This is a genomic window from Halobacillus ihumii (genome assembly GCF_902726645.1).
GTDB lineage: Bacteria > Bacillota > Bacilli > Bacillales > Halobacillaceae > Halobacillus_A > Halobacillus_A ihumii.
Genome location: NZ_CACVAO010000003.1, coordinates 1 through 26,586 on the forward strand (window position 1 = coordinate 1; position 26,586 = coordinate 26,586).

At 36.5% G+C, this 26,586-nt stretch carries 28 protein-coding genes; 23 read left to right on the plus strand and 5 right to left on the minus strand.

Translation table 11 applies throughout. The features are described 5' to 3' along the window. Positions 1–130: 130 nt before the first annotated feature. The 9 genes from G6R08_RS21710 to G6R08_RS21750 all read left to right on the plus strand — a co-directional run bounded on the left by G6R08_RS21710 (position 131) and on the right by G6R08_RS21750 (position 8,384). Complete coding sequence (locus G6R08_RS21710; RefSeq protein WP_163531432.1) at positions 131–955, plus strand: ArdC family protein; 825 nt, start codon at positions 131–133, stop codon at positions 953–955. Between the two features lie 54 nt (positions 956–1,009). Then, positions 1,010–1,183 carry a hypothetical protein gene (locus G6R08_RS21715; RefSeq protein ID WP_163531433.1) on the plus strand — a complete coding sequence of 58 codons (174 nt, stop codon included), beginning with the start codon at positions 1,010–1,012 and terminating at the stop codon, positions 1,181–1,183. A 61-nt stretch (positions 1,184–1,244) separates the two neighbouring features. Further along, positions 1,245–1,457 carry a hypothetical protein gene (locus G6R08_RS21720; RefSeq protein ID WP_163531434.1) on the plus strand — a complete coding sequence of 71 codons (213 nt, stop codon included), beginning with the start codon at positions 1,245–1,247 and terminating at the stop codon, positions 1,455–1,457. Between the two features lie 193 nt (positions 1,458–1,650). Continuing rightward, a complete protein-coding gene (locus G6R08_RS21725) occupies positions 1,651–2,136 on the plus strand; it encodes a hypothetical protein (RefSeq protein ID WP_163531435.1) in 486 nt (161 codons plus the stop codon). A 36-nt stretch (positions 2,137–2,172) separates the two neighbouring features. Beyond that, positions 2,173–2,514, plus strand: coding sequence for a hypothetical protein (locus G6R08_RS21730; RefSeq protein ID WP_163531436.1), 342 nt, complete (start codon positions 2,173–2,175; stop codon positions 2,512–2,514). Positions 2,515–2,623: 109 nt separating this feature from the next. Further along, positions 2,624–3,745: a protein kinase family protein gene (locus G6R08_RS21735; protein ID WP_163531437.1), complete on the plus strand. Its 1,122-nt coding sequence runs from the start codon at positions 2,624–2,626 to the stop codon at positions 3,743–3,745. Between the two features lie 315 nt (positions 3,746–4,060). Next, positions 4,061–4,627, plus strand: a complete 567-nt coding sequence (locus G6R08_RS21740; RefSeq protein WP_163531438.1) for a site-specific integrase — start codon at positions 4,061–4,063, stop codon at positions 4,625–4,627. Positions 4,628–4,801: 174 nt separating this feature from the next. Then, positions 4,802–6,712 (plus strand): Dam family site-specific DNA-(adenine-N6)-methyltransferase, encoded by a 1,911-nt coding sequence (locus tag G6R08_RS21745; RefSeq protein ID WP_163531439.1) that lies wholly within the window; start codon positions 4,802–4,804, stop codon positions 6,710–6,712. 13 nt (positions 6,713–6,725) lie between these two features. Further along, the gene (locus G6R08_RS21750) at positions 6,726–8,384 is read left to right on the plus strand and encodes an AlwI family type II restriction endonuclease (RefSeq protein WP_163531440.1); all 1,659 of its coding nucleotides are present in this window, start codon (positions 6,726–6,728) and stop codon (positions 8,382–8,384) included. A 127-nt stretch (positions 8,385–8,511) separates the two neighbouring features. On the opposite strand, the gene G6R08_RS21755 is transcribed toward G6R08_RS21750, so the two are convergent. Continuing rightward, positions 8,512–8,805 carry a hypothetical protein gene (locus G6R08_RS21755; protein WP_163531441.1) on the minus strand — a complete coding sequence of 98 codons (294 nt, stop codon included), beginning with the start codon at positions 8,803–8,805 and terminating at the stop codon, positions 8,512–8,514. A gap of 2 nt (positions 8,806–8,807) precedes the next feature. After that, positions 8,808–9,866, minus strand: a complete 1,059-nt coding sequence (locus G6R08_RS21760) for a ParM/StbA family protein (RefSeq protein WP_163531442.1) — start codon at positions 9,864–9,866, stop codon at positions 8,808–8,810. 541 nt (positions 9,867–10,407) lie between these two features. On the opposite strand from G6R08_RS21760, the gene G6R08_RS21765 reads away from it, so the two are divergent. The 13 genes from G6R08_RS21765 (at position 10,408) to G6R08_RS21825 (ending at position 24,170) form a co-directional block, all read left to right on the plus strand. Continuing rightward, positions 10,408–11,886 (plus strand): primase C-terminal domain-containing protein, encoded by a 1,479-nt coding sequence (locus G6R08_RS21765; protein WP_163531443.1) that lies wholly within the window; start codon positions 10,408–10,410, stop codon positions 11,884–11,886. A 796-nt stretch (positions 11,887–12,682) separates the two neighbouring features. Next, the gene (locus G6R08_RS21770; protein ID WP_240339846.1) at positions 12,683–13,387 is read left to right on the plus strand and encodes a hypothetical protein; all 705 of its coding nucleotides are present in this window, start codon (positions 12,683–12,685) and stop codon (positions 13,385–13,387) included. Next, complete coding sequence (locus G6R08_RS21775) at positions 13,371–15,278, plus strand: TraM recognition domain-containing protein (protein ID WP_163531444.1); 1,908 nt, start codon at positions 13,371–13,373, stop codon at positions 15,276–15,278. The genes G6R08_RS21770 and G6R08_RS21775 overlap by 17 nt, the downstream gene beginning before the upstream one ends. Before the next feature lie 11 nt (positions 15,279–15,289). Further along, positions 15,290–16,336: a conjugal transfer protein gene (locus G6R08_RS21780; protein WP_163531445.1), complete on the plus strand. Its 1,047-nt coding sequence runs from the start codon at positions 15,290–15,292 to the stop codon at positions 16,334–16,336. Then, the gene (locus tag G6R08_RS21785) at positions 16,337–16,555 is read left to right on the plus strand and encodes a hypothetical protein (RefSeq protein ID WP_163531446.1); all 219 of its coding nucleotides are present in this window, start codon (positions 16,337–16,339) and stop codon (positions 16,553–16,555) included. A gap of 14 nt (positions 16,556–16,569) precedes the next feature. Then, the gene (locus tag G6R08_RS21790; protein ID WP_163531447.1) at positions 16,570–16,995 is read left to right on the plus strand and encodes a TcpE family conjugal transfer membrane protein; all 426 of its coding nucleotides are present in this window, start codon (positions 16,570–16,572) and stop codon (positions 16,993–16,995) included. Then, positions 16,988–19,441: an ATP-binding protein gene (locus G6R08_RS21795; protein WP_163531448.1), complete on the plus strand. Its 2,454-nt coding sequence runs from the start codon at positions 16,988–16,990 to the stop codon at positions 19,439–19,441. Before G6R08_RS21790 ends, G6R08_RS21795 begins: the two co-directional genes overlap by 8 nt. 12 nt (positions 19,442–19,453) lie before the next feature. Further along, positions 19,454–19,804, plus strand: coding sequence for an outer membrane protein assembly factor BamD (locus G6R08_RS21800; RefSeq protein ID WP_163531449.1), 351 nt, complete (start codon positions 19,454–19,456; stop codon positions 19,802–19,804). Between the two features lie 11 nt (positions 19,805–19,815). Continuing rightward, entirely contained in the window at positions 19,816–21,846 is a 2,031-nt protein-coding gene (locus G6R08_RS21805; protein ID WP_163531450.1) for a CD3337/EF1877 family mobilome membrane protein, read from the plus strand. Between the two features lie 18 nt (positions 21,847–21,864). After that, positions 21,865–22,953, plus strand: coding sequence for a lysozyme family protein (locus tag G6R08_RS21810; RefSeq protein WP_163531451.1), 1,089 nt, complete (start codon positions 21,865–21,867; stop codon positions 22,951–22,953). Between the two features lie 2 nt (positions 22,954–22,955). Continuing rightward, positions 22,956–23,522, plus strand: a complete 567-nt coding sequence (locus G6R08_RS21815; RefSeq protein ID WP_163531452.1) for a hypothetical protein — start codon at positions 22,956–22,958, stop codon at positions 23,520–23,522. A 31-nt stretch (positions 23,523–23,553) separates the two neighbouring features. Next, positions 23,554–23,823, plus strand: a complete 270-nt coding sequence (locus G6R08_RS21820) for an AbrB/MazE/SpoVT family DNA-binding domain-containing protein (RefSeq protein WP_163531453.1) — start codon at positions 23,554–23,556, stop codon at positions 23,821–23,823. Between the two features lie 89 nt (positions 23,824–23,912). Next, positions 23,913–24,170 carry a hypothetical protein gene (locus G6R08_RS21825; RefSeq protein ID WP_163531454.1) on the plus strand — a complete coding sequence of 86 codons (258 nt, stop codon included), beginning with the start codon at positions 23,913–23,915 and terminating at the stop codon, positions 24,168–24,170. Between the two features lie 54 nt (positions 24,171–24,224). Here G6R08_RS21825 and G6R08_RS21830 read toward each other — a convergent pair whose 3' ends face one another. Next, on the minus strand, positions 24,225–24,368 hold the full coding sequence (locus tag G6R08_RS21830; protein WP_163531455.1) for a hypothetical protein: 144 nt from the start codon (positions 24,366–24,368) through the stop codon (positions 24,225–24,227). A 259-nt stretch (positions 24,369–24,627) separates the two neighbouring features. Here G6R08_RS21830 and G6R08_RS21835 point away from each other — a divergent pair, with 259 nt between their 5' ends. Continuing rightward, entirely contained in the window at positions 24,628–24,807 is a 180-nt protein-coding gene (locus G6R08_RS21835) for a hypothetical protein (protein ID WP_163531456.1), read from the plus strand. Positions 24,808–24,843: 36 nt separating this feature from the next. Here the strand turns inward: G6R08_RS21835 and G6R08_RS21840 are convergent, their stop codons facing one another. Continuing rightward, complete coding sequence (locus tag G6R08_RS21840; RefSeq protein WP_163531457.1) at positions 24,844–25,224, minus strand: YhjD family protein; 381 nt, start codon at positions 25,222–25,224, stop codon at positions 24,844–24,846. Positions 25,225–25,254: 30 nt separating this feature from the next. Then, positions 25,255–25,884, minus strand: coding sequence for a MerR family transcriptional regulator (locus G6R08_RS21845; protein WP_163531458.1), 630 nt, complete (start codon positions 25,882–25,884; stop codon positions 25,255–25,257). Positions 25,885–26,586: the final 702 nt, after the last annotated feature.

Here is a 26,586-nt window from a genome sequence, read left to right on the forward strand (position 1 = left end):
TCCATGGTTTTATTGACGGTTTCCTATAAGGGGTTGTGAGATTCTCCATAGCAAAAGGGAAAAATAATCCCCTTTTGGGGAACAAACTTCGCTTCGGAGTTCCAAAGGAAAAATAAGGAGGAAAAAAACCATGAGTAAAAAAATCTATGAAATGATTACAAACCAAATTATTGAGAAGTTGGAGCAAGGGGTGATTCCTTGGAGAAAACCTTGGGTCAATGGCATAGCGGTGAATTGGAAAACTCAAAAGCCTTATCGAGGGATTAATACCATGCTTTTAGATGGTGGGGAGTATGCGACCTTTAAACAAATCAAGGAAGCCGGAGGAAATGTCAAAAAAGGAGAAAAATCTCATATAGTCGTGTTCTGGAAGATGCTTAAAGTGGAAGATGAAGAAAAAGAAAAAGAAAAAAAGATCCCACTGCTCAGATATTATCGCGTCTTTAACGTTGGTACTCAAGTAGAAGGGTTAGAAACGAAAAGGACGTATGAAACGTTCGAGCATAACCCAATAGAAGAAGCTGAAAAGATTAAAAAAGAATATTTTAATGGTCCATCTTTTAGCTTTCAAAGTGGTCGTGCTTATTATGTTCCTTTTGAGGATCGTGTCAATGTTCCACCTAAGAAAGACTTTGAAGATGTTAACGAATATTACAGCACTTTATTTCATGAAATGGTACACAGCACAGGACATAAAGATCGACTAGATCGAGAAGGCGTAACGGGAAAAATCAGTTTCGGAAGTGAAAACTACAGCAAGGAAGAATTAATAGCCGAGCTAGGAGCATCTATGCTTTGTGGAGTGACCGGAATTGAAAATAACACCATTGATAACAGCGCTTCCTATATTCAAGCATGGTTAAAAAAATTAAAGGACGATAAAACCTTAATTGTAAGTGCTTCTCAAAAAGCGCAAAAAGCAAGTGACCATATCTTAGGTGTAGAGTTCTCATAAACCAAAAAAACAAGCCCCTGCATGGAACATGCAGGGGACAAAGGAGGAATTGAAATGGAACGAAAAACAACCGTTTCTTATGTAACATTAGGTAGTTATAAAGGGGAGATTCACCTTCCAAAAAGGTGGTTAGAAGAACAAATAAACACGACTATGGATGAATTTTTAGATGAATATACTTGGGATGATACACAGGCTTTGTATGCAGATTATCTACACGCTCGATAGATCATGAGCACCCCTGTTCAAACAGGGGTGCTACAATAAAGAAAAAGGAGCTGGAATGAAGATGAAAGATCATTTATATGAGTGTCATAAACAATATGAGAAAATTATGCAATCGGGCTTAAGTGATTTTCAAAAGGATAGAGAATTATCGGATTTAATGAGTTATATGGAGAGGAATTTTTCAATTCCTTCCCTGCAAAATGAAGAATGGGAAAAGAAAAACAGAAAAGTCATTGCCTTATATAGAAAAGTTTCTTTAAGTAGAAGCCTTTAAGTTTAACAGGGGGAATTTAATAGAAAAAACGTGTTATGAACGGGTTTTCCTACAATAACGCATAGTGTTTTTTGGCGTTTTTTCATACCTTAAACCGCATGGATAAAAGGTTTGTCGTGTCTTTTCACATCTTTATTTTTATCCATTCGATTTAGGGTTTGAAGATCACGCTAATATCCCGAGGAGTGAGAACATGAAAACTTGTGCTTATTGCGGTTCAGAGATCGAGAGAAATTATTGCTTCTATTGCCAGATGGAGCTAGAATCCCATTATATTTTAGAGAACGGAAAACGTTTGGCTAATAATATTCAGCACTTACCGTCAGAACAGGATATATTTTTATCGACCAAAGATTTAAAGCAACGTGAAACTATAGAGTTATTATGCTTATTAAAATATGCTCGCAAACACCGCACGGAGGTTTATAATTGGCGTTTTCTCACAAATAAAGCTCATGAGGTTGAACAGGTTGAGGAAATGAAAGAGAATAGTTACAAAGAGTATGAAAACGCGACTCGAAAGGTTTGGGTCATAGAAAACATACTTAAGGAGCGCATGGGGTACTATCCGAAGTCGATTACAGAGGAGTTTATTAATAGGTATTATCATCGTATTAAGCAATCCGAAAAAAAGCGTATGATCATGCAGAAATCTGTTGTTAAAAAGAACAAAGCTTAAGCTTTGTGGCTTTGCTTAAGCAAAAGGGGGGGTTATGTGTCTAACGAAACTCAATATGTTGATGCCAGGCATCGTTATCAGCGTGAAAATGCAGCTGGTTCCTTAATCTTTATTGAATCGCTGTTTGTCGCTTTGATGATCGGTTTTCGGTTTCATTCTTGGAAAATAGGTTTATTAGTGTTTATTGGTTTGTTTATTTTTTGTTGGATTCCCCTTATTGCTATTGGCTTAAGTATTATTTTTAGCTTATTTTGGGCAATGATCGGCGTTGTCATCGGCATGGGTTTTTTGCAATCCGTTTTATTTGCGGTGATTTTTGCTATTATTGCTTTTCTAACTTCTATGATTCTTCATTTGGAATATTTTCGCGTTATTTAGGTTGGGAATGTGTCTACAACATGTTTAGAAATGTTCCAGTTACTTAGTTAGAAGGCTACATACATGGTAAAATAATACAAAATACTATCGAATGGTTGTGATGTTGTTTATGCTTAAGCCCGGTGACGTTATTACGTTTGATAAAGAAAAAAATTTTACGCATGTTAGGTCGCTTGGTCGTGGTGGTACTGGAGATGCACATTTATTTAAAGATGAAACTACTGATATGGTTTTTGCAATTAAGAGATACTCACCAATAGACTCCAACTATATTGAAGAGTATTACGAACGTTTTGTCGATGAAATTAAAATTTTGTTTTTAATATCACACCCTAACATTGTAAGGGTTTATAATTATTATTTGTACCCTGAACATAAACGGGGTTATCTTCAAATGGAATATATAGACGGAAAACCTATTGACGAATTTGTACCCTTTATTAGCGATTGGGAAGAAATTTTTACGAAGACCATATCCGCATTTGAATATTTAGAATCAAAAAAGATATTACATAGGGATATTCGTCCGGCTAATATATTAATAGATAAAGAGGAGAATGTTAAAGTAATTGATTTTGGTTTTGGAAAAAAATTAATAGGTGAAAATCAAGATGGAAGAAGTGTTTTATTAAATTGGCCAGTAACACAACTGCCAAATGAAACGGAAGATGAAGGAATATACAATCACCAAAGTGAGATTTATTTTGTTGGGAAATTATTTAGTAGTATTCTTGGTGAAGGTCATGATAGTTTTAAATTTCAACCTATTATTAATAGAATGATTGAATTGGATCCAAATGCACGGTATTCTTCGTTTCGCGATATATCTGTTGCTGTCTCTGAAGGCGCTCTTGCAGAAAACTTTATAGAAGAAGAAAAGAATTTGTATAGGAATTTTGCATCGATACTTTCTGGATATTTAACAAAGCATAAAAATAGTTACGAACCTGTTAAAGACCCTAATACTGTATTAAGTCGATTATCTTCTCTTATTCGATATAGCTCCCTTGAGGAATATATTCAGGATAACGCTAAGTTGATAAATTGCTTCATTGATAATGATTATTCATACAAAACTAGAAATGATATCTTCGTTTCAGAAGTTGCTGATTTTTATCGATTTTTAGTAGGTTTAACGTTGTATCAACAAAAAATAGTATTAGATAACATAGAGATGCGGCTATCTCAGAAAGAAATAGAATATGACCTAGGTGATGATTTACCGTTCTGACCATCGACCACTGAGTAAAATGTTATTAATGAGTTTTATTAAAACAAATACCCCCGTCTTTTTGAGAGGGGTATTTGCTTTGACTAAAAAACTGAGGGGGGTTATGAAAGTTTATAATTTTTCTTTATTAAATAAAATTCTGAAGTAACCGAAAGAAACAAAATATACATTTTGTTATATTCGATAAAAAGAAGGATATACCTCGTGTGTCAAGGGATCCCCTTCTTTTTTGAATTTAAGCTTACAAATGTATTTAACATTTTGGGTTGATTTGTTATATTTAATTGTACATATTGGTTGTATAGGAGGGTGACTATGGTGCATGTATCGACGGGAGCTAATACGGTAGATCCGATTAGGGATAAGGCTGATATTCAACAAATGAAAGAGGTCCTCCTGCATCAATCCTACCGAAATTACTTCTTATTTGTTTTTGGCATCAATTCAGGTCTACGTATTAGTGATATGATCGAATTGAAGGTTCTGGATGTTCGGGACAGTGATTATCTTAAGGTTCGGGAACGTAAAACAAATAATACCCGGCGTATTAAAATGACCCGAGCTTTAAAGAATGAGATTGATAAGTACATAAGTTTGAGGCCAGATTCCGATTATTTATTTCCATCTAGGAAAGGACAGAAACCGATTAGCCGGGTTCAGGCATGGAAGATCATCCATGATGCAGCTCAACAGGTTGGAATTAAAGATGCGATTGGTACTCATACTCTAAGGAAAACCTTTGGGTATCATTTCTATCAACAAAATAAGGACGTGGCCATGTTGCAACAAATATTTGGGCACTCTTCTCCTTCCGTTACCCTACGTTATATCGGGATTAATGATGATATGATTGACCAAGCTTTAGATGATTTTTCACTTTGATATGCACAATCCAAAGTTCTTTTGGTATCTCTAAATTTAAGTTTTGTGCCATTCCTATAGGATTTCTAGATTCGCCTATACTTAGACTTACAAATATAGGATTTTTGTTTGTTTAAATATTTTTTTAATAGTTTAACGTAATGAAATATTGGTTTTAAAAAAGAGGAGAAAATTATGGAACAAGAAACTTTTAATTTATTTGACAATAATAAACATAATGCACGCCCTGTTTTAAAATGGGCCGGTGGAAAGACACAAATGCTTAAAGATCTTTTAGAAGCATCTCCTCCAGAAAGCAAATTTAATAAATATATTGAACCTTTTTTTGGGGGAGGAGCTTTATTTTTTAATTTAGGTCCTACAGAAGCTGTCATTGCGGATTCTAACAAAGAACTGATAAATTTATACAGAATGATTGTATCCGATGTTGAAGGTTTGATAGATGAATTAAAGTCCATGCCCAACGAAAAAGATTTTTTCTTAAACATAAGAAATCAAGATGTTCATAAATTAACTTCATTACAAAGGGCAGCAAGGACAGTTTACTTAAATAGGACTTGTTTTAATGGGTTATACCGGGTTAATAAAAAAGGTGAATTTAACGTTCCTTTTGGCAACTATAAAAATCCTAAAATTTGTAATGAATCAAATCTACGAGCCGCCTATGAAGTGTTAAAGAAAGCCACTATTGTACATGCGGATTACAAAGAAATCTTGAAAAAGTATGCTGAACCTGGTGATTTTGTATTTCTAGATCCTCCTTATCTACCTATAAGTGAATATTCCGACTTTAAGCGCTACACAAAAGAGCAGTTTTATGAAGAGGATCATCGTGAATTAGCTGAAGAAGTTAAACGACTCCACAGACTTGGTTGTTATGTATTACTTACTAATTCTAATCATCCTCTTGTTCATGAGTTATATTCTGACTTTGATATAAGCGTTCACCAAACTAAAAGGAATATTAGTAGTAAAGGAGATAAAAGAACAGGAGAAGATGTCCTAGTTAAAGTGGAACCTAAAAAGACATTTGCAATTGTACCAAACCAGCAAAACCTTTCTGATCAAACCTTAAAATTTCCTAGTACAAGGTTTATGGGAAGCAAAAGGAATTTACTAGAACATATTTGGGCAGTAGCTTCACAATTTGAATTTGATACCGTGACTGACTTATTTTCTGGTAGTGGTGTAGTATCCTATATGTTTAAAGCACAAGGTAAAGAAGTCTACAGCAATGACTATATGGCCTTATCTTCCACATTTTCTAAAGCCTTAATAGAAAATAATCGAACGGTCCTTACTAATAAAGATATTGATAAGATCATTAATGCTGAAGTTGATACTGATGGATTTGTTGCCTCTACCTTTGAAGGCATCTATTTTAATGATGAGGATAACCGTTTTATTGATCAAGTCAGGGCTACCATTCCTTTATTAAAAAATAGAAACAAGCAAGCACTTGCCATGTCTGCTTTAATTAGAGCTTGTATGAAAAGAAGGCCGCGGGGTATTTTTACTTACACAGGATTAGATAAGTACAATGATGGTCGGAAAGATTTAAAGCTTTCTCTAAAAGAACATTTTTATAGTGCCATAGAGACTTTCAATAATGCCGTGTTTGATAATCAATTAAAGAATAAATCTAAGCGTGGCGATGCGTTAAGTTTTCGTAAGAAGGCAGATGTAGTTTATATTGATCCACCTTATTATAGCCCTCATTCAGATAACGAATATGTACGACGGTATCATTTCGTAGAAGGGCTTGCTCGAGACTGGGAGGATGTTGACATTCAACAGCATACTAAAACTAAAAAGTTTAAGAACTATCCAACTCCTTTTAGTTCAAGAAATGGTGCGCACGAGGCTTTTGATTTGCTCTTTCGTAAACATAAGGACAGCATAATCATTGTGTCTTATTCTTCAAACTCATTACCAACAAAATCAGAGATGCTAGAACTATTAGCCAAATACAAAAAGCATGTTGATGTTGTTTCTATCAATCATATGTACTCATTTGGGAATCAAGGCCATAAGGTTGAGAGCAATCACAATCGTGTTCAAGAGTATTTATTTGTAGGTTATTAAGGAGGACTCAAGTATGCCAATATCGCCTTGGCTAATCGCTGATAATGGGGTCCGAAACCCCAAAAGGTTAAAAGATGGATTGAGAGTTCTTGTTAATTCAGAGTTTCATGGGAACTTTTCTAGAGAAAATGAAGCAGGAATGGTACAGTTGCTGGCAGATGAGGGAGTTATCAGTATTCAGACCAATACAGATAACACTATTGCTAGGAAGTGGAGGTTAAATCTTATACGCTTAGGGTTTATTGATCCCCACACTCACATAGTGACAGAAAATGGGCGAAGATTAATTCATTCTTCTTCATTGCCTTCTGAAGAGGAATGCTTTCTTAGGTCTTTAATTGCTCACCAACTTCCGTCTAGCATACATTCTTTCACCTCTGAAGATATAAAGCCTTTTAGCCCTTTAAGAATGGTCTTGGAAATTATTAAAGGATTAGAACAAAGAGGAGAGGACCCGCAAATTACTAAGAATGAATTAGCTTCAATTGTGGTCCTAAGGTATGACATGGATAGGATTTATGAAATAATTAATGAAATCATTTATTATCGTAATGAACGTTCTAATTCTGACAACAAAAAACGATTCGAGAATAACTTTAGAGATAATGTCTCTCAAGAGCATGGGAATATTAGTAGTCAGAGTTTGAAAGACTATGCTGATGTAAACATTCGTTATTTAAAGTTAACAGGTTTATTTGCTGAAGACGGGCGCAATCTAACTGTAGCAGTGCATAAGGAGATCATGGTGAATCAGATTGTACAACAACCTTACACCCCTATTCCGGATGACGTATATGAGACTGTTTTAGCTCAAGGGGCCCCATTACCAACCGATGATGAACACGAAGCTATTATAGCAATAAATAATTTACACTCTTTATTAATATCTCATGGAGAAGTGGTTGCACCTTTACAAAATTTACAATCTCTTTCTGTTCAAGATCTTTCACAATTACGTCTGCAATTGGAGAATGATTGGATTCATGTATTGGAGAAGCGTTATGCTGATCAGCAGATGGAACAATGGCAAGATATACTTGAGTACTTAAACGCTCTACAAAACCACCGTAACTCAAGAAAAATTCCAAATGGGGAGGCCCCAGCCTATTTAGAATGGGCAGTTTGGAGAGCTTTTTTAGCAATGAACGCTTTGAAGAATCAGCCATGGGAAGCAAGAAGATTTAAAGTAGATCGAAGCTTTTTACCTGTTCGTCATGCGCCAGGTGGTGGCCCCGACATGATTTTTGAATTTGAAAATTTCGTTATTATTATGGAAGTAACTTTAACAAGTAGCTCGAGGCAAGAAGCTGCTGAAGGAGAACCAGTTCGCAGGCACGTAGCTCAGTATATAGATAAATTTGAAGAGAATAATAAACGAGTATATGGGATTTTTATTGCTAATAATATCGATACAAATACAGCTGAAACTTTCCGAATTGGTGTATGGTATCGTACTGATGATTCGGAGCTTACTCTTCAAATTATTCCTATAACCCTTTCTGATTTTTCTAAATTATTTAAAGCCATCTTTGAAAAAGAAAGGGCAGACCAGGCCCAACATATCATAATGCAACTAATGAACAACCTCTTATCCTTTAGTAATTCCCGCGCTCCAATATGGAAGAGGATTATAAATGAAGAAATTACTAAAGAGATTGATTTGCTAAGTTAAGAGTTAAATGCCACTTAACGTGATCATCGTGAAAATACGGGTGGTTCCTTAATCTTAGCGTTGTGATTTCGCAGTATTTAAAGTAAATATAAGCACCCCATTCAAATATTTGAATGGGGTGCTTATTTCATTCAAAGTCGTTCGATGAAAACGAAGCTCCTAGCGTTGGGATTTTCTTTTTTTCTTTTTTGTCCTTCTTCGGGGTAGGTTCTTTATTGTCTTCTTCCTTTGATATTTTTTCTGTCGACTGCTGCACTATGTTTTGTTGGCCTATGCTCTGCATCGCATTCATATATTGGCGAATGATTGACTTAATGAAGCCGGCACGAGTCGTTCCATTATTGTCAATGAATTGGATAAGGTCAGCTTCCTTTTCCATATTAAATTGAAGTTCCACTCTTTCTTTTTTCTTCTCGGACACCTTTAGACACCTGCTTCCTCAAGTTGTGATGCCTTTCCGAATTTATAAAAACCGTTTACGTTTGCTGTTTCACTATTCTCTACAAAGATTGCGTGTTTATAAGCACTTAAGATTTCTTCATGATTAATTAGGTTTGCCCCTCCACCAGTAAACAGGAAGGTATCAATCTTAGATGTACCTTTTAATGTGGTATTAATGGTGTTAATGAGCTCACGTGTATATTTAATTTTGGCTTTTTTCACGTGTTTGCTAATATCATACGATTCATTTTTATTTGGCTGAAAGTAATATTTGTCATTGTCGCTTTGACGCATGATTTTTTCTACATTTCTACTTGTAATGCCATGAATATTGTCTTTTAAACAGCTATTTGTAATCATGTCATAGACTTTATAAGCGCCACTTTCCTTCTGAGCTCGTCCAGTATCAGCCAGATTCATATTTATTAACGTATCAATAAGAATGGTCCCTCCGCCAATATCTACAATCGTAATTTGTTCCTCTAAGTAATTTTCTTTTTTTAAGTAACCATCTGTATCAAGCATTTCATTATAGATGGTTCCTACAGGCTGAGGAAGCACTTTAACCTCTTTAACCCGTATGTTTAAACTTTCATCATTAATGGTTACATTATGGTCTCCCTTGAGGACGTTCATAATGTCTTTGACCGAAGACTCATTGAAATCATTTGTTGGTACACCTGTAATTATAACTACCTCTAAGATCCCTTTTTTTGCTTCCTCAAAGTCTTTGGCTAAATCTCCGATTGCAAATGAAGAGAGCAACTTAAATTCGTTCGTGTTATAACGATCTTCAAAATGAATTGTGTCTATAAAATCTCCTTTGGAATGTGCTTGGTAAAGGTCTTCTCCCCAAGCATACTCAAACATGGAATCAAAGTTTGTCTCGTATTTATTTACTCGTAGCTTTGAATTGAATATTGATGTGCTTTGATCGCCTAGATCATCATAGTCTAAAAATCGGCTTGGTAATACCTTTTCTGTTTTGCTAGACTTAATTTTCGTTTGTAAGTTTCCCAGATCAAGAGAAAAGATTTCCATTGATTGTTCCTCCTTTAAAATAACGGTATTTTACCGTAGTGTTCTTCTATAATACCGTTAAAATAACGGTACGTCAAACAAGCGAATATAAAAATACCGTTAAAATAACGGTATTTTTATATTGAATCCTATTTTAAATAACGTTAAAATAACGGTAAGGGTAATCTATTGAATTTTCAGGCAAAACTAGACAAAATTATTTACAAGGCTTAAGATAGTAGATAATTAGATTTTGACAGGGTAAGGAATCAAAAATACATACAAAAAAGACAAAATTAAAAGAGCAGTGCTGTCAACACTACTCTTTTAAGAAAAAGCTAGCCCACGGCTACCAACCTCGCTAGCTTTGAAAACAAGGGGGAATCCCCTCGTTTGCTTAATGTAGTTATATTTACATAGTAGCGAATAGAAGCCGTTTTTGCAAGTAATGAATGCATTTTTTTCTTTACAAAATTCGGCAGTTTTCAAAGTGATAGATTGGTAGACCGTTAGGGCGAGAGCTTTAACGGTCTTTTTTGTGTTGAAAAAGAGGTGAACAGTAATGCAGCAGTTGAATCCAAAAGCCTTAAACGTTATTCAAACCATGACGAATCAGGACTTATTGCTTTATAAAATGATACATTCCAAGTCTGCCATGGGAGATCGAATCCTCCAAGATACATATTTGAAAAACAATGATAAGCATGGCGTAGTCTTTGTATCTCCTTCTAAACAGAAACTAAGCCAAGGAAAAGGGTTTGTTGTAACTTCATACGAAGCTTTAGAGAATGTTTATCATGAAGTCACGCATTGGACACCGAATATCTTTCGCTATGGCACTTATTATGACTTTCAAAAGCAGTATATCAAGGGACATGAAAAGGTAAATTTAAAGCAAGTCAATGTCATTGGCTTTGATATTGATACAAAAGACGTGGATTTATATGGATTGTTTTTAGGATGCCAGGAACTTGGTTTACCTCAGCCTAATGTATTACTGGAAACACCCAAAGGTTATCAAGGCTTTTTCATTCTGGAAACACCTTTCTATATACATAATCAGAGCAATTTTAAGGCGTTACGTGTAGCTGAACGTGTAGCTTCAAATTTATTAGATGCTTTAAGTGCGTATGCTCCCATAGATCGGAACTGTAACCCTTTTGGTTTTTATCGTATACCTAACGATGAAAACATCGTTTATTATCAAGATCAGCAGGCTAATACAAGTGATTTAATCAACTGGTCCATGAATTACGAGCGTGAAGTGAAAAAGAAATCCTTTCATGTTATTTATGGTGGTCAGCATGCTTCAGCATGCCATAACACAGCTTCAGACTGGTACAAAGCTCTTATAAGGACGGAAACGATTCAATCAGGAGCTTATGCTTCCAGTCGGAATAACGCTCTTTTAACGCTCGCTTTGGCTAATTATTCGGATGGAGTACCAATTGAAGATGCTTATGACGTCCTGGATGAATGGAATAGCTCTCTGCATTTTCCTTTATCTCTTCAAGAGTTTGAACGCACTCTCAAGAGTGCTTATTCAGGGAAGTATCAAGGGGTTCAGCGTTCTTATGTTGAATCACTGCTTGAGAATTGGACCGATGGATCCATTAGCTTTCATGGTGCTCATGGATGGTATAAGTTTGCCAAGCCTAGAGAGGAACGAAAACGCAGTCATTATCACGAGTGGGAAAATGATATTCTAAGCTATTTAAACGCTCATACAAGCGCTGAAAAGCCTGTTATAGAGTGTTCTCTTCGCGTGCTTGCAGATACCCTTGAGATTCCCCTTTCTACGCTTAAGCAAGTGTTTAAGAAATCCAAAAGACTATATAAAAAATCTACCGGAAAAGGACGAGCTGCTAAAACTATTGTAGCGTCTAAATCTATTTTATTTGATCATTTATTGTTCCTTAAAAAACAAAAAGAAGGTTCATTCAGATCGAAACAGTTAGTTGAAATGTTATTCCCTAAAGAAGAAAAAATACTAACTCATACAGCTTCTATGTATTCCAATTTTGCTTACGATACGAGCTAATAATTAATGGGCCAGTCTGCCATTACATATCTATGTCCGTTTTTTTCTTGTTCAGTAATCTTTTAAAAATGTATTAAAATCATTAGGATTATTTTACCTGCCTATGTAGCTGGGGGGTTCTTTCAGCTTTTGACTTTGCCAGCTGTTTTATTTTTTGGTTATGTGGATTTAGGTATTTTTTACAGCTGCACTCTTATTTATATTCAAGCTGTTACTTATGTTTATATTTCTAAATTTTAATGAAAGTTCATGGAGATCAAGCACCTGATGAAAAATGAAAAGATTATTACATATTTAACGAGGGATTACTATTTAAATAATCTTTAAAATAAGTTTAAAACACCTTTTTTATGAATTAAACACAACCGCCCCGCCATTATTCTTTAGTGAAGCGGGATATCTAACTTATTTTTTCTTCGCTATCGCTACGAAAACTTCTTGACCTCACACACGGAACATCATGTGTGTGAGGTCAAGAAGGCATAAGTTAGATATCCCTGTTATTTATGGGTGGCGGGGCGGTTGTGTTTATGTAATTATTGTGATAATATGGAAAGTAATTTAAAGATTATTTAAATGATTTAAGGTGGTGGTTATTGAAGTGATTAAGTTCAAGTGAGTTTTAAAATCAAGAGATAAAGTGAAAGTTCGTAGTGATTTTTCTGGTGAAAAATTGTTGTGTTTAGATATTTCTGGAAGACATGAAAATGGAAATATAGATTTCTGTATTAAATTTAAATTGATGATTTTATTGTGTAAACTGGAAAGGAGGAAAACATTTCTGGGAGGAATTTTGGTGAATTTATTGAGAGCGAAGCAGGAAGAGATTTTAAATTCTATTAACCGGTTTGGGGTTATTACGTCTACACAGTTGATTGATTTTTTGAAGGGGAAAGTGAGTCATGTGTCTGTTTATAATACGAAGAAGAAATTGGTATCACTTGGTTTGATTGAGGAAGAAAAAATTGGATATCAGTTGATTTTGTATATGAGACCTAGAGGGGTTGATTATTTAGGAAGTAAGTTGACAGCTTTTACGAAAATTAATGTGTCTCAGTTGAAGCACCAGTTATGGATGAATGATTGTTTATTAGCTTTTAAGTCACTTGCGGAAAAGAAAGGTCAGGACTTTGAATTTATTACGGAGAGAGAGTTGAGGAGTAACTATCTTACTCAAAATTTCTCGAGCAAGGATAGACAAAATACGACTTTGTTAAAGAAGGTTCCTGATCGTATTCCTGATTTTGTACTTATAGAAAAGGGAAAGAGAGTCGCTTGTGAAGTGGAGCTTACACAAAAGTCTGCGAAACGTTATAGAGAAAAGTTCGCCAGGTACAAGGATGAGATTTTAAATGGAGATTATGATGTCGTTCGCTATTTATGTGATGATGAACCAATTATGAGGACCGTTGAAGATTATGCTTCCGCAGCAGGTCTTGATTCATCTATGTTTCAGCGTGAACTCATATGGAGGTTGTTAGAAATTGCCCAAAAAGAGTAATGATGAAGTCGCTAAAGAATTAAGTTTAGGCGTTGGCATGTTACTGGGGATTTTGTTGATCTTTCCATTGATCATATTTGCGATTCCCTTTTTTATAGCAGCACGGATTTTGAAGCAGCCCAAAATACACTTGGTTGTAAGTGTTCTAGCGGGTGTTGTCCTTGTCTTTTGCTTAATGTATCGAAGTTTTGATTACTTTGGAATCTATCAGTATTTGCCTTTTGGTGTTTCGTTCTTGGAAGATGTATTCAATCAAACGATTATTTTTACGAATGTCTCTTGGGTGATCTATTTTTCCGGCGGTATTGTTACATCCTACATTTGGGATGTGATTACTACTTACATTCGTTCTAAGAAGGTTCATTCTATTGAACAAGAGCAAGATGAATTTAAGACATCTAATGAGTTTCAGCGAGTTTATCAGAAGCGTCATGATTTGAACAAAAAAGCTCAAAAACGTTGGCGCAAGCAAGTGATGGATGGAAAGACAGATAAGCTTTTGTTGGGAATTAATCAACGTGGCAAGCCTTTTCATATGGACTTTAAAGAGGTCAATCAACACATGTTTGTTCCAGCAACTACAGGTGGAGGTAAAACCGTATTACTTCTTAACTACATTGAGTATGCGTTGATGAAAAATTATCCGGTCGTTTTTATTGATGGCAAGGGGTCAGCTGAAAGTATTGATGATGTTCGCAAAATTAGTGAGAAATATGGAAAAGAAATAAGAGTGTTTAGTGATGTTGATTCACTAACGTATAATCCTATTCGACATGGAAATGCCACTGTTATTACAGATAAGCTACAAGCATTAGTGGAAACCGAAAGTCAGTATTATGTGAAGGTGAATGAAGTTCTAGTTCAAACGTTGATTCAATTTATTGATGCTTATGATTTCACTCGTGATTTGTGGACGTTTGAGAAATATTTAAATCCGAAGAAGATCAAAGAGGTTTTAAATGGTGATCTGATGGAGGTTGAAGAATCGTACGAAGAAACGGAAGAAAAGAAACAAAAGCCTAATTATTCCAGCTTTCTTGATGAAGAACCAGAAGAAGAAACGGAAAGCGAAACGATTATAGTAACTAAAAAGCGAAAGAAGAAAGTCAGAAGTGATCGAGCCGATCGTTTCTATAAACGTTTTTTTGAGGACTGGGAAGCCACAGATGAAGGTGAGCTTTATTTATTTGAAAATGCTTCTGTTGTTCGATTAGCCATAACTGCCTTATTAGAAAAAGAGCTCGGCCAGTTATTTAGAGAAAAAGAAAATGGTTTGGATTTGTTGGAAGTCAGTGCAAATAAGGATGTTCTGTTTATCAGCTTTGATGGTTCCATTTACGATAAGTACATTAAAACAATTGCTCGTTTTATCATTTACGATCTGAATTTTCTCGTTTCTTACCGAAACCGCCAAAAGATGAAAGAAGAACCGATTTTAGCGGTTTACGATGAGTTTTCGGTTTATGCGAATGACAAAATTGTCGATACCGTCAATAAATCAAGGTCCGCAGGCTTCCATTGTATTATTGCTACCCAGACGATCGCTGATTTAAGAAAAGTCGATCAGCATCTTCCCGACCAAGTGATTGGAAATACGAACACTTACGCTATAGGGCAAACGAACAATGACGATGAACATGAAACGTGGGCAAATAAAATTGGAACGTATAAAGACCCTGATATTACGACCGTTACCGAAAGACAAGAAGGACGCTTGAAACGTGTTGATCGTAAAGCTGACCAAGGGACTGTACGCCTTGTTCAAAAGTATAAAATTACTCCTGATGAAATTCGTAACTTACGAACAGGTGAGTTTGTAATTTTTCGTAAAGCTGCTAAAGATAAAATTGACCCCGAAGTTGTCTATGTACGTCATCCATTGATGGATTAAGGAGGGAGACAATGAAGAAACTTTCCCAAATGAAAGCAAATTTCAAGAAGCACAAGAAAAAAAGGCCACATAAAAATTCTACAAATCGTGAAATACGCTTTTCTAGAACGAAGGTTAGAAAAGTTTTAACCATTACGATTTTTGGGGTTATCTTTTTATCCTTGTTCTTTAATCTTATTTTCTTCATGAAGTATCAGACGATCAGAAATAACGTAGAAGCTTCTGAAAATAAAATTGATGATCAATTACAGGAGGTTGAGAATCGAAAAGAAGGTTTTACGGATTCCGTTGTTTTCTTTGGAAAAAATTTTTTAAGTGCCTATTATAACGTTCCAGAAAGTCCAGAAGAACGGGAGAAACGCTTAGATGATCTTAACACTTATTACGTTAATGGATTTCAAACGTCTGATTTAAATCGCTTAGAGGAGTTCAAAGGTAGTCGATCTCTCATTGATGCACGTTATATGAGAACGGAATACCTTGGCGATAATAAAGCGAATCTCATTTTTGAAGTCCGTTATGAAATTACAGAAATTGAAACGGTAGAGAAAGAGGTCACGAAAAAAGATGGAGATAAAAAGAAAACGGAAATTGTCAAAGAGGAAAAGCCGACTACCATTAAAGAAACAGAGCAAATTGCTGTTCCAGTTATAACCGATGGTGAAGGTTACGCCGTGACAGGCAAACCCAGCTTAGTTCATCATCGTTACACAAGTGACATTACCTTGGAAAATCCATCATTAAAAGGGGACGATCTTACCTCTGCCGAGAAAGAACAGCTTAAGTCATTCTTAACTGATTTCTTTACCAGCTATGGTGTAAGTGATGAAAAATTACCATTTATGGCTGATGTAGAGCGAGGATTGAATGGTCATATTTTTAATGATTTAGTTCTGCAGGAAGTCGTTCAAAAGGAAAATGGCAACTATCAAATCATTGTTGATGTTAGTTATCAAAATGAAGAAACTTCTTTTAAGAGTGTGTACACCTACTATCTCGTAGGGACAAAAGAAAATGACAAATACTTTATTGAATCTATGAAATTGGGAGGGTTTTAAATGTTTAACCTACAGAGTCTTGCCGAAAATATCATTACGCAGATTGGGTTTATTGTATTAATCATCATGGTGGTTCGTGCTTTAGTGGCTTATACCAGAGAAGATTGGGGACAGTTTATGTCCGGTTTGGCTCTTGGATTATTGTGTTTGGTCCTTGTTTTCTTCGGACCGCAGATTGAAGAACTAGCTCGTTCTATTGGTAATGCCATCTTCAACTAAATGGAGGTGCTCCTATGAAAGGTGAAAATTTTACGAACGAATATAAATATCCGATTAAAATTTATCGCATCGGTCAATCGATTGAATTTGCGAATGGGTTAGAGCTGCGGAAACTTGTGTTTTCCATCATTCTAGCCGGTGGAATGTTAGGCGTATTTCTCGTTGTTGGTTTTACAAGTGAAAGTAACGTGATTCAATTTATCTTGCAGAACTGGTTAATCATGGTAACCCTCATTCCGGCTTTGATTACGTTTATCGTTTTCAATCTAAAATATGACGGGAAGGGGGTTATCCCTTTTATCAAAGACCGTTACAGATTCTATAAGGCTCGCAATAAAGCGATTGAGCATTTCATTGAAGTACCGACTTCACAAATGCACAAAGAAATGAAATTTGAATCATTCGTTGTTAAAGATAAGGGAGGAGGTCAACATGAGTAAAAAACCCTTGTTAGAGTACCCGATCAATCATATTCACAAAAATATGGTTTTCAATAAAAACAATGAAGTATGGGCTTTTTATCAGCTTCAAGAAGAATATTTACGGTTGAATAGTGAAGCGGATTTTAACAGCTATATTGAACGCACAGCAGACTTTCTTTCCAACCATAACTATAACTATCACATTATGATTCTTCCAAGACGTTTTGATTTTGATAATTTCACCAATGTTATTCAAGAAAACATTGTGAAAGGTGAATTTGCGGACATTGGCCATCGTTACTTTGAGCGAGCTAAATTAACACTTGAAAATGAAGTTTTTCTACATGATTACAAAGTTTATATTGCGATTCACATTAACAAAGGTGATTCCGTGGTGACGTCAGACGTTTCCGATTTCATGAAAAAGCTTATGAAGCGGATTCGAGAAGACATTTCAAAGGTGATGACGTTTCAAGCTAGTGTAGAAGATGACTTCTCGTATTATGAGCAGTTGGAGCAAGACTTTAGAAAAAAGACGAGACATTCTAAAAGCTATGAACCTTTAAAAGAGAAAGACATTTACAATCTTCTATACTATCAGTTTCACCGCACCAGTAACATGTTTGAACTTCCAGACAGCACCTATGACTTGACCGAAGGTGTCGTTCAAAATCATTATGGTTATCTTACGATTTCCCATCAGGATTATACGGAATATATTAGCTTTTTACCGATGCAGGAAATGCCTGTCACCGTAGAAAACAATCAATATATTCTCGACATTATCGAAAATGTCGATTTCCCTGTAGAACTTCAAATCAAGTATCATTTTAAAGAAAACGACACCAACATACGTCAGGTAAGAAAACTCAAAAAAAGATTTAAAAACTTTGATCACGAGATTCAAACGACAAATACCGCAGATGAAGATACAGTTGTTGATCTAGCTTCTGAACGCATGGGCGACTTGTTAGATGATGTGAAAAACGCTGATCGACAGCTATTGTTCATGACGTTTACGCTTGTGATCTCCGATCGTGATAAAGAGGTCTTAGAAGATAAATATCAAGCCTTACAAACGATTTTCAAAAATACAGGCTTTAAATTGACACGTCCTCTTGTCGATCAGTTGACGTTATTCTCTCAAGCTTTGCCAGCATCCTTTACGGACTATAATTATTTCGAGCAAGTGGTTGATGAAACGTATTTAGCTCAATCTTCCATGGATGTGACCAATAAAATAGGCAACCGTTTTGGGATGGTACTAGGAAAAGTGGTCACAGGCAAGAAGTTAAGCAGCGTGGAGCAGTCCAGAGATATTAATAATAATATTGTCGTGTTCAATCCTACGCTTACGAAAAAAGCGATTAAAGGTGCTGTTCACACGAACGGAAATATTTTAATCACGGGTCCACCTGGTAGCGGAAAAACGATGCTTGTTAAAAATTTCTTCACGTGGTCCACGTTTTTTGGAACAAAGGTTTTGTATGTAGACCCGAAGAATGAATTTCAAAATTATTATAAAGATGCCTTGAAAACCTATGGGGATATTCCCGAGTTTCGAGATCTTTATGAGCGTATCAATTTCATTCATCTGTCTGAGAGTAGTGAGTTTGCAGGAGCGCTCGATCCCCTTGTTTTTTTAGAAGGAGATAAAGCTATCCAAACCGCCATGATGATTTTAAATACGCTTGCGGAAGTATCGGTTTCAGGTTCTCGAAATGAATCCGTTCATATTTATGATTCGATTTTAGATGAGGTCAATAACGCTGATTTTCCAACCCTTTCAGGAGTTGTGGAACGCATTAAAGAGAAAGATGATACGTTAGGCAAATACATCAGCAAGTTCAAGTATGGATTAGGGCGCATGCTGTTTGGAGTGGAAGGCTCTCAAGGTCTTGATTTCGAGCGTCAAATTAATGTGCTTGGTTTACAGGGCTTGAAGCTTCCGAGTTCCGATAATATGAATGATGAAGAACGCATTGGCCTTTGTTTGATGATGTCCATTTCCAAATACGTGCATACCTTCTCTACTAATGAACAAGAGGATGCTCAAATTATTTTTGATGAAGCATGGACCTTGAAACGATCTTCTGATGGGCAAGAGCTAATTGATGAAATGTTACGTACAGGACGATCACTTAAAACAGATATTGTCCTGGTAACGCAAGCTTATGATGACTTTAATGTAAGCACGACAAAAGAACAAATCGGCGTGAAGTTCGCTTTTCGTCCGAAGTCCGATGAAGCTATCCATCCGATTCTCAACTTCTTCGATATGGAAGAAAACGAAGAAAACCGAAAGATCGTTAGCAATTTAAAACCGGGAATGTGCTTGTTTCAAGACCACTTTGCGAGAAACCAAGCGATTGCCATTGATATTTTGTTTGATGAATGGTTTGAAGCCTTTAAAACGACGAATCGATCTGAAAAAGCGGTTGAATATGAAGAAGTTTATAGTTAAGGAGCTGATGGTGTGAAGAAAATCATTTCTCTGTCCGTTATGGCGGTTCTTCTAACCGCCTGCGGCGGGAATAAGTTAGAGCTTGACCTTGAAAAAGTGCAAAATGCTGTTGCCGAAGAAGCTTTAAAAAAGAAGTCCATTGAAGAAGGGGACTATACGAAAGAAGATATTGAGGTTGTTAAAGTCTGTGAATCGGTTGAATTGGATGAGACAAAAGATGATTTTAAAGGTCAATACATTGTTGATTGGAAAACAAATGATGATAAGTATGAACTAGATTTTTCAATGAATAGTGATTACGAAGTTGGTTATAGTTCCAGTCGATTAAAGCCAATTGAAGACCGTTGTATTTCTGTTGAATAGGGGGTGATTCTTTGAAGAAAAAAGTGAGTTTCCTTTTATTATTCACGCTGCTTCTTGTATTTCTTCCTTCCACTGAGGAAATTGTTTTTGCCGAAGTGGACGAAGTGCAACGAGAATCGCAAGAATATGGGGAATCACGTTATGACCTGATGACCTATGCCAATGACAGCTGGTATGAGTGGGTAGATAAAACGGGAACGTCTGCGGTGTCCAGTATCAAAAATTTCCTATGGCAAATCAATATTGTGATTACACAGATTACCTTAATGATTATCTATCAAATGTTTTCTCTTGATATTGTGGAGCTCACGAAAGATTCGATTTTGGAGATTGCTTCAGGAACTGCCGGGTCACTGGTCACTAATTTAGGAATGTTTGCGTTTGCGATCGCTTGTTTTGGGATTGTGATTCGAGCTTACCTACAGCAAAATTGGCAAGCCTTTTTTAAAATTGTATCTCTTGTGGTTGTGAGCATGGCATTACTTTTTTCGATTTCCAGTGAGAAATTCAATTATGTCGATCTAGCTCATGGGGTTTCCGTTAGTTTTGAAAATGCCATCATGAAAGTCAATCCGTCCCTGACGGATTCAACGAATTATGAAATATCCGAGGGCGGGGACATTGGCCGTCAGGTATCTGTAGAAGTGGAGAATAAAGCGTTCAATGCCTTGTTGTATAAACCTTATTTATTGCTTCAATATGGAACCACGGATGAAGAAGCCATTAATGCCGAAGGCAGTTTGAACGGAGAAAAGACACGTATTAACGAATATTTAGAAGCTAATCCTGCTACCGAAGAAGGAATGGAATTAAGAAAAGATATAGCACAACGTGAATTCAATACATTGGAAAACGAAAATATCTTTGCAGGTAATGCGTTTAAAATTTCTGCTTATATTATGGGGACGATTTTTTCAACGGTTATCCAAGCGATTGTGTTCTTTTTCTTAGCTTTAATGCGAATCATGTTGCAGTTTGCCTTTGTTTTTGTATTGTTGTTACTGCCTTTTATCCTCTTTGTGAGTATTTTCCCGACCTTTGAAGGTCTGGTAGGACAGTATTTAAAAGGTAGTTTCATGCTGATCATCTATAAAGCAATTACTGTGTTTCTTGTGTTGGTTTCGACAAGCTTCATTACATTGAGTTATGAAATGGTGAACATGTCCGATGATATTTATTATCGCATTTTCATTCAAACGATCTTTAGTGTTTCCATCATCTTTATGTACATGAAACGTCAATTCCTTATTGATATGTTAAACGGTGCTTCTCCTTCCCTTGCAGGTATGGGCGCAGGAGAAGGCATGGGAAGACAAAGCATTCGACGTTATCAGAAAGGCAAAGAACAAACTAAAAAAGGTGCAAAGAAAGCATGGAATGGAATGAAGAAAGGCGGAAAAGTTGATAAAAAAGGGGTTGTAGGCACAGGAAAAGCATCCAAATCGATTGCTCAAAGATCCTCGTCAGGACGTAATGCTTCAGCTAAGACCGGTCGAGTTGGTCAAAATTCGGGTGGGAAAATGGAACAAGCCAAAGATTACATTAAACATGTCCAAAATGGCGAAATTCCTAACCATGAAAGTCCCTATCATGACAATAGCCAGCAAACCGACCAACCATTGAAAGGTAATGTTACCCCTATTCATCAATCAAATGAAAAGTCTATGCGTAACCCACGTGTTGCGAAACAGAATCTTCAAGATTCGTCACAGCTTCAAGCTGTTTCATCCAGTAAGCAAAAGAAACCAGAACAAAAAAATAAGAGACATTCAAATGGGAGGAAGCCTAAAAACACTCAATCTAGCAATCTAAAAAGCAATCAAGATCAACCAGCATCGGTGAAAAATAAGAATTATGGCTCTTCATCAGGTCGAAATCCTTACCAACAGAATCAGCCTAAACAGAAGCAACAGAACGACGAAGCGAATGATTCAAGTAGGAAAGAGCCTAAGCAAGCGAAGAACAAAAATAATCAAGGTCGATTGAATAGGGACGGCATGTTAAATAGGCAGTCATACCTTCATGACAATAATCGACAATAAGAAAGGAAGGGTTATGTAATGGAATTGGTTAAACAATATGCCAAGCGAAAAGCGCAAGCAGCAGCTTTAGCTATTTTCCTTAAAATTATCCTTCCTATCCTCTTATTTTGTGCTCTTGTCTTTGGGGTTATCTTCATGATTTTGGCTATTTTAGGAGCTTCCACCGATAGTGATAGTGGCATAGAAAGTGGTCAAGCCGTGAATTTAAGTTCGCAAGTGTTATCTTACAAACCTCTTGTCGAAGAATATGCGTCTGAATATGGTGTAGAAAAGTATGTAGGCGTTATTCTTGCGCTTATGATGCAAGAATCCGGTGGACGTGGAAACGACCCTATGCAGGCTTCAGAGAGCCTTTGTGGTTCCGTTGGTTGTATTGATGACCCTGAATTATCCATCAAGCAAGGCGTGAAATACTTTTCTGGTGTTATTGAACGTGCCGATGGGGACATTAAACTAGCCTTGCAGAGTTATAATTTTGGCGGTGGCTTCGTTGATTATGTGATGGAGCGTGGAGGAAGCTACAGCCAAGAGTTAGCGATTAATTTTTCAGCGATGAAATATGAAGAATTGAAAAATACAGGAAACTATTCTTGTATTCATCCTGAAATGCTTCCTCAAGGGGCGTGCTATGGCGACGTGTTTTATGTTGACAATGTTTTACGCTATTACGATTATACGATAGCTGTTGATGGTGAATTTGCGGTTCCTGTCCAAGGTGGACTAGATACCACCAGTAATTATGGTATGAGAATACACCCGATCTCTGGGGAACGTGACATGCACACAGGCATGGATTTTGACTGCGTGGGGAATGTCACTCCTATTTACGCCGCCCAATCAGGGAAAGTGGTTTATTCCCAATTTCAAGGCGCAGCTGGATATGGAAATTTAGTGATGATTCAGCATGGAGATCAACTCATTACAGGCTATGCTCACTTATCTTCTTTAAGCGTTGACGTTGGGGATAGGGTAGAACAAGGTCAAAAGGTCGGTGTGTGTGGGACAACAGGAAATAGCACCGGTCCCCATTTGCATTTTGAAACGAAAACATCTTTGTGGGATGGACATATGAACCCTGCTCAATTTCTTGGATTAGGAGAATCTTAAAGATGAAGAGAGATATGGTATTAAAAACGATTGTCTTAGTCATTGGCCTAGCTGTTGCCATCCTGACTTGGTTTGGCTTTCGTACCATTGATAATCAAGCTCAACAGATCGACAAACTGGAACAGCAAATCGAGAAAAAAGATAATCAGATTCGCTATTTAAAAGAAAACAACCAGGAACAGAATGAAGTGATCGAACGTTCTTCCACTCAGAAGATTCAAGATTCGGTTGAGGTGTTTGTGGAATCCGTTTTTGAAGTTCAAGAAGGGAATTATCAAGAAAGAAAAAGTCAGGCAGAAACGATTTTAACGCAAGCCATGCTAAAAAAAATCTTTCCAGAAAAAGATGAATATACAGTGATGTATGAGTATTCCGTAGATCAAATTCATTCCTATGTTGATCAAAATGAAGAGCAGGCGAGTGCTTTTGTGACGTTTGAACAAGAGGTGACAAATACAAGGAATAAAAAGGAAAATGACAGCTATGTCACGATTGAAGTCTTTCTCCAAAAAGAAGGGGAACGCTGGTTAATTAATGATTTTAAACAAATTCAATCGGAACCACTATAAATTGAAAGAAACGAATATAAGGGGCGATTTCATGAAGAGTACAGGAGTTGTAAGAAAGGTTGATGAACTGGGAAGGATTGTTGTTCCGAAGGAGTTAAGAAGATCGTTAGACATTCAACAACGAGATCCACTTGAGATATATGTTGACAATGATAAGATTGTTCTTCAAAAATACACTCCTAACAATGCGTGTGTTGTTACAGGAGAAGTCAGAGATGACAATGTTCACCTACCAAGTGGGATGATATTAAGTCCTAAAGGGATTGAAATATTAAAGAATCAATTACAAGCTTTTGATTAGTGAAAGAAATCATTGTTCTATTCGCTCAAAGGAGAGTAGACGTTCCATAGCTTTCTTCTTTGAGTTTTAAATTATAGGAGGCTGTCACAATGGAACCTTTAAAAACAATCGCTACCGACATTAAACATTCAGTATTTGACAATGAATCTGAAGCTATCATGTATATTACAAAAGATATTTATAGTGACGGTTTCATTGTATCCATTCCAGTGATCACTTTTTCATGCGATATAGCAACAGAACATGACTATAAATGGCTATTAAGATTTAACCTATTTGGAGATTTAGAGAAAAACAAACGCCTTGTCAACGTCATTAAAGAAGAAATTGCAAAGTTTGAACTTTGAACAAGGGAATTTTAAAAATGACACTAACTAACTTTAACCAGCGTTATGAAGAAATTATTCATTCTGATCTATTCGGTTTATTTGGGGCATCGAACCCTCATAAACCGTTGGCTTAATTAAGCCCAACGCTTCAAAGGAGAGCAGCTGTTTCACAGCTGCTCTCCTTTTTGCTTTTTTTCTTCCTGCAGTAGTATTCATCCTTCTTTGGTCTCCTCATTGTAATTGTTTTCTCGTCATGAATGGAAAGGGTCTGCAAAAGAATAAGAGAATCTAAGAAATCCAAGTTGGCTAAGGGAGCGTAAGAAGAAAGTTCACCTTCTAACGCTCCCTAAGTCATTGGGTTTTCTAAGATTCCCTAATCCTTTTTTGATACTTCGTATGCGCCTTCGGTCTTACCCTTCTACATTCATTCTCGAAAAAATTGTTCTTTGGTCACCAAAGAAAGGAGGAATAAAAGATGATTGCATCCTTAATTATCACGTTAATTCTTATTTTGGGAGGAGGCATCACACTCATGACATTGATTGATGTAACGGAAAATGATGTGCTCCAGATGATATTCATAACAATGTATGGATTGTTGTCTATATATTTAATGGTTCATTGGTATCTTGAATATCTTGTCTCTCAAATATAAGAAGAAGGGATTCGTCCCTTCTTCTTACAAATTTATTTAATACCACCCACGCTCCTTTTGATTGTGCTCTCTAGCTGACGAACCATAAAAATATTCTTTCATTATATTTTTTGTATGTTCTCTAAGTTGGTCGGAGGTAAAGGTCAGAAGTCCTTTTTGTTGGCTTGTCCTCCATTGATATTTAAATTCTTCCCCTTCTTGTGGTAAGGGTTTGAGGTCTATATGATGAACGGAATACATTTCACTTTTGACCTGGTTCAAATCCATTTGTACGGATTCAATCACAATGTCTAATTTATCTAAGTACACATTTCTCATTTTAAAATCTTGAAAGTGTTTTTTATCCTGTTGAGTTACCTTCAGAACAAGGGGTAATATAATAGCTTTGACCAATAATTCTCTTACTTCTTGATTCAAGGATTTCACCTTCTTATCTATGCTGAGTTGTCACCATTTCCAGAACTTCCATCCCTTTCTTTCCTGTCTTTCCTGTCTCAATGCTTCGAGGTCTTTCAGTACCTTAATAAGTTTTTCATCCATCTTACTCCATTCTTCATCCTTTTCTTTCGTAGCTGCGGTTTCAAATGGAGCTGTTAAAAACTTATCTACCCTCTGATTGATTCCATCCAGCAAGCGACGATCACGAGCTTCCAAGCGTTCATCCATTTTATTGAAAAGCATTTGAGTCTCCTGTTTTCCATCTTCTTTTCCTTTTACATAGGCACGTTCCACAGCTTCATTAATAATGGATTGAAAATCTTGTTTAGATAACGTGCTAGGGTCGGGTTTTTGTTCAAGAACGCTTAGTGTCTTTTCAGCGTTTTTTCGGTCTCTATATTGCTTGGCTACTGCTTTTATCGCGTCTTGTCTGTTTCTCTTCTTTTCGATACATTTCTTCAATTCAAAGAACATGCTAATATCTCGATCGTAATAAATACGTTGTTCCTTGTCATTCCTTTGAAATTCATAGCCTTCTTCTTCTAACGCTAACGCCCATTGTCGTAAGGTACTTGGCTTTATATCAAGTTTTAAAGCCACTTCCTTAGCAAAAAAACCGTAACTATAGGAGTCGTTCATAACGCGATCACCTCTTTATATAAAAGTACCAACGGAGGACAAAGTTGGCAAGATATTTCTTTCTCCTTTATCTGACATTATTGACTACATATGTATAGATTCCTTCGCCTTAAGGCGGTCCGTTTTTCTTGAAGAAAAGTCCAGTTCAAAAAAAATTATCGGGCGGCAGCACTACAGACTGAACTGGAAGCAAAGAACGCTTCCTGTCATTCTGTACGTGTCGCTGACGGCACTAAATGGTGGGATAACCACGGTCTGTACAGAAAGGAAAAGCATCTTTCTTACATCCCGTAGGTTCCTCCCCCATTTGCCCTTGGCCGTACCGCACGAGCCGAAGGTCAAATGATCAAATAATAAAAGAAAAGGTCAAGTAATCAAGAGCAAAAAGGAAAGCAGGTATACGCCTGCTTTTTATTATGGTTATTTTTCCTTTTGCACTCCGAATCGTACAACGCTCTTGAATCTTCTAACCTTCCAATGGGGCAGGAACCGTATGCCTTTCCCCATTGGAAGCTAAGAAGATTAGGAAACCGTCAATAAACTTTCACGGCATAGCCTTCACTTCGTTTCGGTATTCCATGGTTTTATTGACGGTTTCCTATAAGGGGTTGTGAGATTCTCCATAGCAAAAGGGAAAAATAATCCCCTTTTGGGGAACAAACTTCGCTTCGGAGTTCCAAAGGAAAAATAAGGAGGAAAAAA

Bases quoted from the DNA above. Each gene is read 5' to 3' on its own strand.
- G6R08_RS21710 (WP_163531432.1), top strand. From the start codon at position 131: ATGAGTAAAAAAATCTATGAAATGATTACAAACCAAATTATTGAGAAG.
- G6R08_RS21715 (WP_163531433.1), top strand. From the start codon at position 1,010: ATGGAACGAAAAACAACCGTTTCTTATGTAACATTAGGTAGTTATAAA.
- G6R08_RS21720 (WP_163531434.1), top strand. From the start codon at position 1,245: ATGAAAGATCATTTATATGAGTGTCATAAACAATATGAGAAAATTATG.
- G6R08_RS21725 (WP_163531435.1), top strand. From the start codon at position 1,651: ATGAAAACTTGTGCTTATTGCGGTTCAGAGATCGAGAGAAATTATTGC.
- G6R08_RS21735 (WP_163531437.1), top strand. From the start codon at position 2,624: ATGCTTAAGCCCGGTGACGTTATTACGTTTGATAAAGAAAAAAATTTT.
- G6R08_RS21740 (WP_163531438.1), top strand. From the start codon at position 4,061: ATGGTGCATGTATCGACGGGAGCTAATACGGTAGATCCGATTAGGGAT.
- G6R08_RS21745 (WP_163531439.1), top strand. From the start codon at position 4,802: ATGGAACAAGAAACTTTTAATTTATTTGACAATAATAAACATAATGCA.
- G6R08_RS21750 (WP_163531440.1), top strand. From the start codon at position 6,726: ATGCCAATATCGCCTTGGCTAATCGCTGATAATGGGGTCCGAAACCCC.
- G6R08_RS21760 (WP_163531442.1), bottom strand. From the start codon at position 9,866: ATGGAAATCTTTTCTCTTGATCTGGGAAACTTACAAACGAAAATTAAG.
- G6R08_RS21765 (WP_163531443.1), top strand. From the start codon at position 10,408: ATGCAGCAGTTGAATCCAAAAGCCTTAAACGTTATTCAAACCATGACG.
- G6R08_RS21780 (WP_163531445.1), top strand. From the start codon at position 15,290: ATGAAGAAACTTTCCCAAATGAAAGCAAATTTCAAGAAGCACAAGAAA.
- G6R08_RS21785 (WP_163531446.1), top strand. From the start codon at position 16,337: ATGTTTAACCTACAGAGTCTTGCCGAAAATATCATTACGCAGATTGGG.
- G6R08_RS21790 (WP_163531447.1), top strand. From the start codon at position 16,570: ATGAAAGGTGAAAATTTTACGAACGAATATAAATATCCGATTAAAATT.
- G6R08_RS21795 (WP_163531448.1), top strand. From the start codon at position 16,988: ATGAGTAAAAAACCCTTGTTAGAGTACCCGATCAATCATATTCACAAA.
- G6R08_RS21810 (WP_163531451.1), top strand. From the start codon at position 21,865: ATGGAATTGGTTAAACAATATGCCAAGCGAAAAGCGCAAGCAGCAGCT.
- G6R08_RS21815 (WP_163531452.1), top strand. From the start codon at position 22,956: ATGAAGAGAGATATGGTATTAAAAACGATTGTCTTAGTCATTGGCCTA.
- G6R08_RS21820 (WP_163531453.1), top strand. From the start codon at position 23,554: ATGAAGAGTACAGGAGTTGTAAGAAAGGTTGATGAACTGGGAAGGATT.
- G6R08_RS21825 (WP_163531454.1), top strand. From the start codon at position 23,913: ATGGAACCTTTAAAAACAATCGCTACCGACATTAAACATTCAGTATTT.
- G6R08_RS21830 (WP_163531455.1), bottom strand. From the start codon at position 24,368: ATGAATACTACTGCAGGAAGAAAAAAAGCAAAAAGGAGAGCAGCTGTG.
- G6R08_RS21835 (WP_163531456.1), top strand. From the start codon at position 24,628: ATGATTGCATCCTTAATTATCACGTTAATTCTTATTTTGGGAGGAGGC.
- G6R08_RS21845 (WP_163531458.1), bottom strand. From the start codon at position 25,884: ATGAACGACTCCTATAGTTACGGTTTTTTTGCTAAGGAAGTGGCTTTA.